9 protein-coding genes are annotated in these 12150 nt (G+C 42.2%); 6 read left to right on the top strand and 3 right to left on the bottom strand.

The features are described 5' to 3' along the window. Positions 1-11 precede the first annotated feature (11 nt). Together NQ565_RS04645 and NQ565_RS04655 are read right to left on the bottom strand one after the other, a co-directional pair. Complete coding sequence (locus NQ565_RS04645; protein ID WP_005656266.1) at positions 12-1667, bottom strand: IS1182 family transposase; 1656 nt, start codon at positions 1665-1667, stop codon at positions 12-14. A gap of 428 nt (positions 1668-2095) precedes the next feature. Beyond that, the gene (locus NQ565_RS04655) at positions 2096-2860 is read right to left on the bottom strand and encodes a DeoR/GlpR family DNA-binding transcription regulator (RefSeq protein ID WP_005656268.1); all 765 of its coding nucleotides are present in this window, start codon (positions 2858-2860) and stop codon (positions 2096-2098) included. A 390-nt stretch (positions 2861-3250) separates the two neighbouring features. On the opposite strand from NQ565_RS04655, the gene NQ565_RS04660 reads away from it, so the two are divergent. From NQ565_RS04660 to NQ565_RS04680, 5 genes are all read left to right on the top strand, one after another. Beyond that, positions 3251-4156, top strand: a complete 906-nt coding sequence (locus tag NQ565_RS04660) for a glycerophosphodiester phosphodiesterase family protein (RefSeq protein ID WP_231292989.1) — start codon at positions 3251-3253, stop codon at positions 4154-4156. An 85-nt stretch (positions 4157-4241) separates the two neighbouring features. After that, the gene (locus NQ565_RS04665; RefSeq protein WP_005656271.1) at positions 4242-5582 is read left to right on the top strand and encodes a sn-glycerol-1-phosphate dehydrogenase; all 1341 of its coding nucleotides are present in this window, start codon (positions 4242-4244) and stop codon (positions 5580-5582) included. A 13-nt stretch (positions 5583-5595) separates the two neighbouring features. Then, the gene (locus tag NQ565_RS04670; RefSeq protein ID WP_005656272.1) at positions 5596-6876 is read left to right on the top strand and encodes an MFS transporter; all 1281 of its coding nucleotides are present in this window, start codon (positions 5596-5598) and stop codon (positions 6874-6876) included. Positions 6877-6888: 12 nt separating this feature from the next. Continuing rightward, complete coding sequence (locus tag NQ565_RS04675) at positions 6889-7731, top strand: HAD-IIA family hydrolase (RefSeq protein ID WP_005656273.1); 843 nt, start codon at positions 6889-6891, stop codon at positions 7729-7731. Positions 7732-7840: 109 nt separating this feature from the next. After that, positions 7841-8824, top strand: coding sequence for an endonuclease/exonuclease/phosphatase family protein (locus NQ565_RS04680; RefSeq protein ID WP_050759560.1), 984 nt, complete (start codon positions 7841-7843; stop codon positions 8822-8824). Between the two features lie 112 nt (positions 8825-8936). Here NQ565_RS04680 and NQ565_RS04685 read toward each other — a convergent pair whose 3' ends face one another. Beyond that, positions 8937-10619, bottom strand: a complete 1683-nt coding sequence (locus NQ565_RS04685; protein ID WP_005656275.1) for an alpha-amylase family glycosyl hydrolase — start codon at positions 10617-10619, stop codon at positions 8937-8939. 377 nt (positions 10620-10996) lie between these two features. Between NQ565_RS04685 and NQ565_RS04690 the strand changes: the two genes are divergently transcribed. Further along, on the top strand, positions 10997-12109 hold the full coding sequence (locus NQ565_RS04690) for a hypothetical protein (protein ID WP_040315983.1): 1113 nt from the start codon (positions 10997-10999) through the stop codon (positions 12107-12109). Positions 12110-12150 lie beyond the last annotated feature (41 nt).

Here is a 12150-nt window from a genome sequence, read left to right on the forward strand (position 1 = left end):
GTTCATTTTCTTTAAGCTGCGATAATTCGAAGATTTCTTTGATTTATGTGTCTCCAGCATCTAAATAAAGCGACAGTAAGTTCATAAAACCATCCAATCAGCCATTTCGTATCTTCTTTTGTCAGTTTTGCACACATTTTTTTTATATTGAAGGCAATGGCTAGGAAGGCAAAGTCCATGAAGACCTTGTCCTTTCCAAAATGTCGGAAACGTTTGTAGTTCATATTGTTTTTAATTTGTCCGAACACGGCCTCCGGTTCTATGCATCTCTGCCCTCTGTGTTTCAGTCCTTTCTCAGAGCAGAGCAGTTCTTTGGCTCTCCGCTTGTATTGTCTAAGCCTATGATTCAGTTCTATCGTCCTGTTTCCTTTTGCTTTAAAACAGCGGCATCGCAGGGGACAACCTTCACACCTGACAGCTCTGTACCGTGCATTTTCGCTGACATATCCGGATGCGGTTTTCACATTCCTGGTGCCTATCCTCCGCATCCTTTGCCCCATAGGGCAGATGCAGAAGTCATGTTCTTCATTGTAGTAGAAGTTTTCGGCCTTGAACGGGGCCGGTTTGAATCTCGGCCGCTGCTCCATGTGGAAATAGTTGTACTTTACGTAGGCTTCCATGCCGTTTTCGGACATGAAGCGGTAATTCTCTTCGGAGCCATAGCCGGAATCAGCAACCACCGTATGGGCCATCCGTTCATACCTGTTTGAAAAAGATTGCAGGAAAGGAATCAGGGTCAGTGTATCCGTAGGGTTCGGGAAGAGTGCAAAATCGGTGATGAACTGATTTTCGGTGCCGATTTGAAGGTTGTAACCGGGCTTCGTCTGTCCGTTGCGCATGGCATCCTCCTTCATTCTCATAAAAGTAGCGTCCTTGTCCGTCTTGGAATAGGAATTCCTCTCTTGCAGTGTTTCCAGATGGCAGTCGTATTCCTGCAGTTTGTCCCTGTGTTCTTCCAGTTCCTTCAGCTGTTTGCGTTTCTTTTTCAGTTCAGTCTTTTCCTCTTTCGCGGATGGCTCGGAAACCTGTTCCAGTGCATGACGCAATTCTCCTGCCATTTCAGTCAGCATGGCCGGAGTGAACTCAACTTCCTCATTGTTCTCTGATGACTTCTCCTGAGCAATGACATCGTCTATCTGCCCTAACAGGACATGTATCTTCTTCATCAGGCGTTCACGGTTCCGCTCAACCGTTTTTCGCCAGACGAAAGTGTACTTGTTGGCTTTGGATTCGAGCTTTGTCCCGTCAATATATTCCACATTCAGGCTGATGAAGCCTTTGGAAGAGAGAAGAAGTACGGTTTGCGTAAACACTTCGTTAATTTCCTTCTTCACCCGGTTGCGGAAACGGTTGATGGTAATGAAATCCGGTTTCTCATATCCGGCCAGCCAGATATAATGGATGTCACGGTGAAGGAGTTTTTCAATTTTCCGGCAGGAGTAGATGTTGTTCATATAGGCATACAGAATGACCTTGAGCATCATCTTGGGGTGGTAAGGGCTGCGACCGCATTCCTTATACAGTTTTCTGAAACTTTCAAGATTCAAGCCCTCAACCAGGGCGTCAACCATGCGCACCGGATCGTTTTCTGCAATATCCTCATCAATTCTTTGAGGAAAAAGAACGGTTTGGTTGGGATTGTAAGGACGAAAATGTATCTTTGTCATAGTAAAGAACTTATGCTTAAAGATACAAAATCTTTAGGTAATAACAAAGCCCCAGCTTGTGAAAGTCGGGGCTTTGTGCGTAAAAAACAGAAGGTGTGCATTTTGACACACCTTCCATAGTCTGTTGTTAAACTTCTTTCCGTAGGGTGATGCCTTGTAAGGCGTCCGGGTCATTAATATAGGTGCTTTTTGGGTTCGCTGGAGTGGTTCGTATATTGCGGTGTATAAGCATATACCGTCCCGCATGGGAATCATAACTTCTTTTTTATGGTAGTTCTCGGTTATCCAAGTTTCAGTTATCTCTTGTGCCGACAAATTAAGTGATAGCCAAATATAAAATAGGGTAAAGCATAAGGCCTTACCCTGTTGATTTATTGAATGGATCATGATATTAGATGTATTAGATGTAATATATACTATATACCATATTAAACAATGATAAGCTCTATTCCGATTTCTTCGATAGACTGTGCCATTGCTTTGGATATTCCGGAATCTGTGATGATGACGTCTACCCGATTGAGGTCACAAATCTTGCCGAAGCCTCTCCGTCCGAATTTTGAGGAATCAGCCAATATGATTGTACGCAGGGAAGCTTCTATCATTTTCTTATTTAGATTAGCTTCTGCAATATTTGAGTTGGTGATTCCATGTTCCAAATCAATTCCGTCTACTCCCAAAAAAAGTTTGGAGCAGGTGATTTGTTCAAAAAGTTGTGAAGTATAATCGCCAATTACAGAACAGGAGTTTTTTCGGACAGTGCCTCCTAATTGGATAACTTCTATGTTATTGACCGCATTTAGCAATATGGCTGTTTTTAAAGAAGCAGTCACTACGATTAAATGTTCTATTGGAGTCAGTTGTTCAGCAAGCATGTGGACGGTTGATCCTGAAGCTATAATAATAGAGTCGTTTTTCTCTATTAGTTTGGCAGCGGCTATTGCGATTCTTTTCTTTTCGTTTGTTTGCAGCTTTTCTTTCTCTTGAACATTGATTTCTGGAGTTACGGGGTTAATGGGACTTGCGCTTCCATGAGTGCGGTAAAGCAGTTTCTTCTCTTCTAAATATTTTAGATCTTTCCGAATGGTAACGGGAGTGACCTCTAGATCTTTAGCGATATCATTTACTTTGATAAAGCCATTCCTGTTTAAACATTCAAGAATGTACTTATGTCTTTCTGCTATACTTATCATTTGGAATTCTATTTTTTACAAAGGTAAACTAAATCTTAATAAGTAGCAAATGAAAGTTGTAAAAGTTTCATTATATGATATAAATTTCTACTTATCTCTTTTTTATTTCTAAAAACGAAAAAATATTTGCTTTTTTGTTGTGTTGTATTTCTTTTTATGTATTTTTGCAGTGTTTCTTCTTTCTCTTTATTTCGTATTTATGAAAAAATGAATAGAAATAAAAGAAAACGAAATAATCCGCACGCCTATGGCAGCATGTTAAAAGCAGAGAAATAGGAAAGTTGGATGTGATATTTATCATTAAACATTTTATTATGTTATCCGACCTGTGTGGTGAGTAAGATTTGAATAATGAGTGGTTTGTTTAATGTAAAATTAAAAAATAGTACCATGAAAAACTATGCAAAGCTATTTAAAATGTCAATGGCTCTCCTTATGTTGGAAGGTCTGTTGGGAGTATCGGATTTGTCTGCACAGAATAAACTGAACACACTGAAATTTGATAAAACATCTCAGCTGAGAGACTTTTTTAGTTATAAAGGAGACGGAACGATACTGGTTAGCGGTCATCGTGGAGGATACGAGGTGGGCTATGCGGAGAACTGTATAGAAGGTCTGGAGAATGTTCTTACCCAAATGCCCGCTTTCTTTGAAATAGATCCTCGCCTGACTAAAGACAGTGTGATTGTACTAATGCACGATGCAACTTTGGATCGTACTACCACAGGGAGAGGTAAGGTAAAGGACTATACATGGAAGGAACTTCAGTCGCTTCGTTTGAAAGATCATTCCGGCAAAGTGACAGACTGCCGCATTCCAACTTTAGAAGAAGTTATTGTTTGGAGTAAAGGCAAAACAATAATCAATTTAGATAAAAAGGATGTTCCGATGTCTATGATCGCAGCTTTGATAAAAAAGCATAAAGCGGAAAAACATGTAATGCTGACAGTGCATACAGGTGCACAGGCGAGGTATTATTACGACCGTTTTCCTGATATTATGATGTCTGTCTTTGCTCGCAACATGAAAGAGTTTGAAGATATATCAATTTCGGGTGTGCCTTGGGAAAACATGATTGCTTATGTTGGCCGCACTTTAACTCCGGAGAATAGTAAAATATGCGAAATGCTTCATGCGCATGGAGTGCGTTGTATGATTAGTGTAGCACCTACGCATGACAAACTGCCTACTGTTGAAGAACGTGCGGCAAAATATAAGGAGGAGATTGACAAGAGGCCGGATATTATAGAATCGGATATACCGACGGAAGTGTGGAAGGTCTTGCACTCTCGGTAATTGATTTGTCTTCCGGAAATAAATATCCCGGAGTTTGTGATAAAAATAACCTAATGGATAATTTAATAATAAGGAAATTATAAATATGTCAAGAGTTGAAGATGCCTTGAAGGCTGCGAATGAGACTTGTGCTCTTCGTATAGGTAGTGAAGTGTTAAATGAGGTCGCTGTTATGTTTAAAGAGCAGTTTCCCGGGAAAAGGGCGGTAGTCGTTGCTGATGAAACAACTTGGGATGTTGTTGGTAAAAAAGTGGAAGAAGAATTGAAAAAGGCAGGGGTGAGGTTGCAACCGGCATTCATTTTTACACAGCCGGACCTGTATGCTGAATATTCTTATATCGATCTTTTGGTCGAATCATTGAAAGAGCATGACGCAATACCGGTAGCGGTAGGTTCCGGAACAATCAATGATTTGACAAAACTTTCCTCTCATCTGACAGGCAGGAGATATATGTGTGTAGCCACTGCGGCTTCTATGGATGGTTATACGGCATTTGGAGCGTCGATTACGGCGGAGGGTGCTAAACAAACGTTTAGTTGTCCGGCTCCTTTGGCTGTTTTGGCCGATACGAACATCATTAGAAAAGCTCCCGGCATTATGACTGCTTCCGGGTATGCGGATTTATTTGCAAAAGTTACAGCAGGAGCTGACTGGATACTGGCTGATTGGATGGGTGTTGAGAAAATAGATGAGACTGCTTGGAGTATTGTTCAGGATGGTCTGCATGATGCTTTGGCAAATCCGGAGGGCGCTGCTGCAGGTGATGATGAGGCTATATCGCAACTGGTTGAGGGGCTTATGCTGGGAGGTTTTGCTATGCAGTGGTCTAAATCAAGTCGGCCTGCTTCCGGTGCAGAGCACCAGTTTAGCCATCTTTGGAATATGGAGCACCATTTGAATAATGGCGAACATATATCTCATGGATTTCAAGTCAGTATAGGAATGTTGGCTGTTACGGCATTCTATGAACAGGTTCTGAGGACCCCTTTGGAAAACTTGGATGTCGAAGCCTGTTGTGCAGCATGGCCGACTCCGGAGGAATTGAAGAAAGCTGCGCTCGAAATGTTTGTAGGAACTGATTTCCCGAATATCGGAGTACAGGAAACGAAAGCTAAGTACGTGACACGTGAAGAATTGGCCGTTCAGTTGCAGCAGTTGAAAGAATATTGGCCGAAAATTCGGGAACGCCTACTTGCACAGTTGCTTCCTTATAAAGAAGTAAAACGGCGCTTGGAGTTGGTTGGGGCTCCTACGGAACCGGAACAAATCGGTATTACGAGGAAGCGTTTACGTGATACGTTTATTCGTGCGCAATTTATCCGTCGCCGTTTTACTGTGCTTGATCTTGCTGTGCGTAGCGGTTATATGAATCAATGGTTGGACGGTTTGTTCGGCAAAGGAAAGATTTGGGAGATAACGGAATAAAATACGAAAGAACATGAAACAGGAGGGAATGACGCCTGAGGTGGCAAAGAAGTTTAAGTACTGGCAAACACGAACTATTATAGCAAGCATGATAGGCTATGCTTTGTTTTATTTTGTTCGTAAGAACCTAAGTATAGCAATGCCTGCCATGCAGGAAGATTTAGGTATCACAAAAGGAGATTTGGGATTGTTCCTGACACTGCATGGGTTGCTGTATGGGGTTTCAAAGTTCGCTAACGGTTTTATTGGCGATCGTGTGAATGCACGCTATTTTATGGTGACAGGATTGGTGCTTTCCGCCGTTTGTAATATTTTGTTTGGATTTAGTTCCGCAGTGCTTGTATTTGGTGTTGTTTGGATGCTGAACGGCTGGTTTCAAGGGATGGGTTTTCCGCCTTGTGCTCGTTTGCTGACTCACTGGATTCCTCCTACGCAACTTGCAACCAAAATGTCCATATGGAATACTTCACATTCTATTGGTGCCGGCTTGGTGGTGATAGTATGCGGATATATTGTTAGCCTTGGGTGGCGTTGGTGCTTTTGGTTTCCTTCCATTATTGCTTTGGTAGGTGCGGTGGGACTTTGGTTTGCTCTGCGCGACACCCCTCATTCTGTGGGTTTGCCAGAACTTAATCAAAAGGGAGCCGGCGAAGCTAAGGAAGAATCTTCCAAGGAGTTTAAGGCTTTTGTACGGAAACATGTTTTTGGAAACCCCACTATTTGGGTATTAGCCTTTGCTAATTTCTTTGTGTATATTGTCCGTTACGCTGTGCTCGATTGGGGACCTACCCTTTTAGGAGAATGGAAAGGCATCTCCATTCAACATGCCGGCTGGATGGTCGCTGCTTTTGAAATCTCCGGTATTTTGGGGATGTTGACGGCAGGTTGGGCGACAGACCGCTTCTTTGGCGGACGCGGACCACGAGTTTGCGTGCTTTGTATGGCTTTGGCTACGGTGTTTATAGCTTTATTTTGGGGATTACAAGAACCTTCGATGTGGTTGGCTACATGTTTGCTCGGAGCTGCCGGATTCTGCATTTATGGTCCTCAGGCACTCGTTGGTATTGCTGCAGCCAATATAGCTACCAAAAAGGCGGCGGCTACGGCCGTTGGCTTTACAGGGTTGTTTGGTTATGCCAGTACGTTGGTTTCAGGTTGGGGATTAGGACTTTTGGCTCAACATTATGGTTGGGATGTAGCGGTCGGTGCGTTGATCTTAATAGCAGTTGTTGGTACTCTTATTTTTATGGCTGCATGGACGGCTAAAGCGAATGGATATGATGAAGGTAATTGAAGGGATTGAAAAATGGATATAAATGAAATAATATTGGAAAAGGTTCGCCGAGTGAAGCATGTAGCTTTAGATATGGATGGAACTATTTATAATGGAGGGACGCTTTTCCCTTTTACGATTGGTTTTTTAGATAAAATGAAGGAGCTGGGTATTGGCTATTCGTTTTTGACTAATAATCCTTCGAGAAGTACTAACGATTATTTGAAGCATTTGAATGACATGGGAATTAAGGCTTCAAAAGATGAGTTCTATACGTCAGCTCAGGCTACAATCGATTATCTCCGTTTGTATCGTCCTGATTGTAATCGGCTTTTCATTTTGGGGACTCCAAGCATGATAAAAGAGTTTGAGGAGGCTGGGTTTGAGTCTACAATGGACGATGCAAATGATGAGCCGGATGCTGTTGTTGTAGGATTTGATATGTCCTTGGTATATTCGCGCTTGTGTCGTGCTGCGTGGTGGATTAATCAGAAGAAGTTTTATCTTGCGACTAACCCGGACCGGATATGTCCGACTGATAAATCTTTGGTGCTGGTTGATTGCGGGTCTATTTGTTCAAGTTTGGAGCATGCTACCGGGCGAAAACCGGATATGGTTATCGGCAAGCCTGATCCTCGAATGTTGAACGGTATCATGGAGCGTCATAATCTGCAAGCTGAACAAATAGCTATGGTTGGTGATCGGATTTATACGGATATTCTTATGGCACAGCGGGCAAACGCTCTGTCGGTGTTGGTTCTTTCAGGAGAGACAACGTATAAGGAGGCTGTGGCTCTTCAGCCTAATCCGGATTTGATTATGCGCGATTTGGCGGAATTTCAGGAAATGATTTTATTAGCACATAGTACGTTTTAATATATGAGGGTAGAAGTTTTTTTGCGTATTATTTTTCTCGATAACAGGTAAATACGGTTTGTTACAGGCGGTTCAACCGCCTGTAACTTTTTTATTTAAGGCTTTGCAGATGAATATCTGGATGGGTGGTTCTAAGGTGGATGGGGCGGTTGGTATGATTGTCGATGAAATCATTCATTCGGATGCGGACATCATCTTTCTTAATGAACTGCGGGATTATCGGGGAGAAAATTTTATTTCTTATATGGTAAAGGAGCTGAACCGGCGTGGTTATACTTTTTATGGGAAGAACAGTCCTTTGTCAGTAGGAGTGCTGTCGCGCTTTCCGATTGATGAGCAGGAAACAGTCTATCCGCGTGTAAAAGGAGAAAAAGGTGCAATTTTGCGTGTATTGCTTACTGTTGTCGGTAGAAAAGTAACGGTGTATGCCGCTCATCTGGATTATCGGCATTATGCTTGTTATCTACCCAGAGGATATAGCGGGAGTGATTGGAAAAAGATAGCTAAGCCTGTGTTGAATGAGGAGGATATCCTTGCAATGAATGGAAAGAGTGACCGGAAGAAAGCGGTTGAAGTTTTTTTGCAGCGAGTACGGTTGGACATTGAACAGAAACACACCATTCTACTGGCAGGTGACTTCAATGAACCGTCTCATTTGGATTGGAAAGAAGATACGAAAAAGTTGTGGGGACATAATGGGGCAATAGTGAATTGGGACTGTTCCCGTATGCTCTATGAGGCAGGTTTCAGGGATGCTTATCGTTCGGTTTATCCTAATCCCGTCACTCATCCGGGCTTTACGTATCCTGCCGGAAACAAATGTGCACCTGTGGCTAAACTGACGTGGGCGCCTGAGGCTGATGAACGAGAACGAATTGATTTTATTTATTATTACCCTTCCCCGTTTTTGGTTCCGGAAGAAGCTTGGATTGTAGGGCCTGTACATTCTGTTGTGAAAGGAAAAATGAAAAAGGAGAGGAGTTCGGATTGTTTTATTCGCCCTAAGAGAGGGTGGCCTACAGATCATAAAGCTGTGATGCTCTCTTTTCGCGTTTCTGGGCTACATTCGGAAAATCCTTGCAATATGAATTGAAAAAAACATGGAGGTGTGTTAAAATAGAATTCGGCTATCATTCTAAACAACAGAATGATAGCCGAATTCTATTTTGATATAATCCTGAGTAAGATCTTTTTCTCCATTAATGTTATTTGGTCCTTATTTTACATAAGATGGCTGAAGTAGCGGGCATTTGAAGGCGTGTTTCTCCTTTTTTTGTTTTAATCCAATAGCTGGAAGTTGTTCCTGCTAACCATTCAATCTTTGAGTTGTCCGGCAGGTTGACGGCTGTCTCCGCTTTTTGCCCGCTGGGGTTTAACGCGATGAAATATTGTTCATCGCCTATCCATCTCATGTATGCAAAAGGGTATGGCTGTTCTATGTCGCTAATAGCTTTCCAGTCGCCTCTTGTGCCAATCGCTGGTATGTTCTTTCTGACTTCCAGTAGAGTGCGTACATAATTCAAGATGGAAGTACGGTCGTTTTCTTGCGAGGCTACATTGGGGTAATTGTCGGCAGGGTCTATCGGCAAATAGATTTGGTTGGATGGTGCGGATGAAAATCCGGCGTTCAATCCTGTTTCCCATTGCATGGGAGTGCGACAACTGCTTCTGTTGCGTGCGCTCTTACTCCCTTCTTTGTAAGGGGCTTCTTCCAGGTTTCTCATACCTATTTCTTCACCATAGTATATGATGGGTGGCCAAGGCATAGTGAGAAAGAGGGTTAATGCTACTTTGAGTTCTTCCGGTGTGTTGCGTTGCAGGCGGTTCAGTCGCCATATGTCATGGCTGCACGTAGGCATGGTGGCATATCCCAGGTTTCTGGTTGCTTGATATTCTTTGCCATAATTAGTTACAAACTCTTTGATTTGTCCATTGCCGGATTTGTCGAAGTAGCAGTTGTTTGGTTTTCCTTTGTCGTCTGTGTTGCAGACAAGGTTTCGGTATATTTTCACTCCGTTGTGAATAATAAGGTCGATGTTGAATCCAGCTTTGATAGCTTCATGCGGCATACTCCATTCCGACATCATGATTCCTTCCGGATATTTCTTGTTGAACCAGCTTAGGAGCTCGTCCCACAACTGCATGGTGGCTGTGTGGTTGCGGTCATCGCGTTTGATGAGGCTTTGTGCCATGTCTACGCGGAATCCGTCTACTCCTTTGTCCATCCAGAAAGCAATGATATTTTTCAGTTCGCGGCGAACAGCTTGTGGTCCGGGAGCATTGACGGACTGTTCCCAGGGATGGTTGGGATTGGGTTGGGCAAATCCGTAATTCAGTGCAGGTTGGCAGTCAAAGAAGTTTTTCATATAGTATCCGTTGCGTGCTGCGTCTGGTGCGTCTACGTACTTTTTGGGTTTTTGTTTTTTGTCGGTTGTCCAAATGTAGTAATCACTATGTTGCAGGTTGGTATCAGTCTGCTTGGACTGTAAAAACCATGGATGCTTATCCGAGGTATGTCCAGCCACAAGGTCCAAACAGACTCGGATACCTTTGGAGTGTGCTGTCTGAATAAGTGCTGTCAATGTTTCGTTTTGACCAAACCGGGGATCAATACGGTAAAAGTCAGTGATGTCGTATCCGCCGTCCTTGAATTCGGAAGAGAAAATAGGGCTGAGCCAAATGGTGTTTACTCCGATTGAACGGATATAATCCAGTCTGGAGTGAATTCCTTTCAGATCTCCGATGCCATTTCCGTCACTGTCTTGAAAGCTGCTGGGATATATATGGTATATGACTGCGTCTTTTAGCCATTCGGGACCTTTCTGCGAGAAAGCTTCGGTAGATAAAATGAAGCATAATAGTAAAAATAATGTTTCTTTTGTTTTCATATTATTTCGATTATTGATGATTTATATATCGCAAATATAATAATTTGTGGAAGATGGGGCAGATAAATACTCTTTGAAATTGCGACTTTTAACTTTTATTGGACGTCTCTCTTGTTGCGTTTAGCTTTGCTTTTAATGGTTTTGTATTGTGTTTATGTTTCATTTATGTTTCTTTTTCTTTAATATTTATCCTTATTCCGTGTTTTTCTTTTCGTTTTCTTGCTGTTATTTTCGTTTTTTTATTTGCTGTATTGTTTTTTATATTTATATTTGTCGCGGAAAGTTATCTAAATGAATATGACGACAGATTAAATTTCGTTTATAAATATCTGATATTAATTATTATAATATATAAGACTATGAAAACATTATGCAGTATGGCACTAAAGACAGTGCTACTTTGTGCTTGCTTCTCTTCTGTGTTATTTGCTTGTGAAGATGGTGAGACGGTTGAACCTACTGAAAAAAAGCCTTTGGTTTTTAATGAGCCGTATTTTGAGAAACTTTCGAAACCTCTTTCCGAAGATTTGATTTACAGTAAAGGTGTATCTTTGAAAAGAAATGCTGTTATTCAGAGCATGGATATTGCCAAGAACGGTGATATTTATTATGTGCAGATAGCGGGAAGCAGCCAGCATCAGTTGAATGTGTTGCATGGAGCGCCTAATGCTACCAATCCTTCGGAATGTATGGTATTTGAATTCTTTGGACATGGAACGAACATGGCTGTTGAAGAAGCTGCCGACGGAACTTATATTTGGTTAGGGAGTCATGGCAATAAGGGGAGTGACAAAAGTTATGGCGGTTCGCAGACGATATGCCGCGTGAAGTATGAACCGGGAACAAGTGTACAGCTTGCCGGAGGTGATGTATTCCATCTGAAAGGTACCCGTAATATACATCCTGCAATTAATGCGGAGAAAGATTTGCTGGGTGTACAATATTCCAAGAAGGTGTCGGGGGTTAATACGCGTGTTTTTGTAGCTTATCGTTTGAGTGAAGCAATGAAGCTGGCTCCGGTGGATGTCGTGCTGGAACCTCTGAAGTATGGCGGTGAAGATGAGGCTACACCGGAGAAAACAGTGACGTTGACTATCAAGGCGAGAGAGCTTTCTCAGCTTCAGCCTCTTTATCAATTTGCAGTTTCCGACGGACATGGAGGAAGTGTAGGCGAGTTGGCTTTTCAGGGTTATGACATTGATGAGCAATTCGTCTACTATTATGAGGGTATGGGATATCTTGAAGCCGATCCTTCAAAGGCTTATGTAAGCGTATTGGACAAAAACGGCCTTCTTTCTGCACGAAAGGAAGTGGCTGCTGTTGCAGATGCCGAGAAACTGAATGAATTCGGAATGACCGATCGTGGGTATATGGAAGCGGAAGGTATCAAAGTGAAGAATGGCACACTGTACTTGGGTTTTGCATCGAGAAAAATGGAAGGAAAGGATGATAAGCGTCTGGCAAATATTTTGATTTATCGCAATAAATGATTCTGGTTTTAACAGTAAAGATAATTTTCAAAAGATAAAAT

The organism is Bacteroides stercoris ATCC 43183 (assembly GCF_025147325.1).
GTDB classification, from domain to species: Bacteria; Bacteroidota; Bacteroidia; order Bacteroidales; family Bacteroidaceae; genus Bacteroides; species Bacteroides stercoris.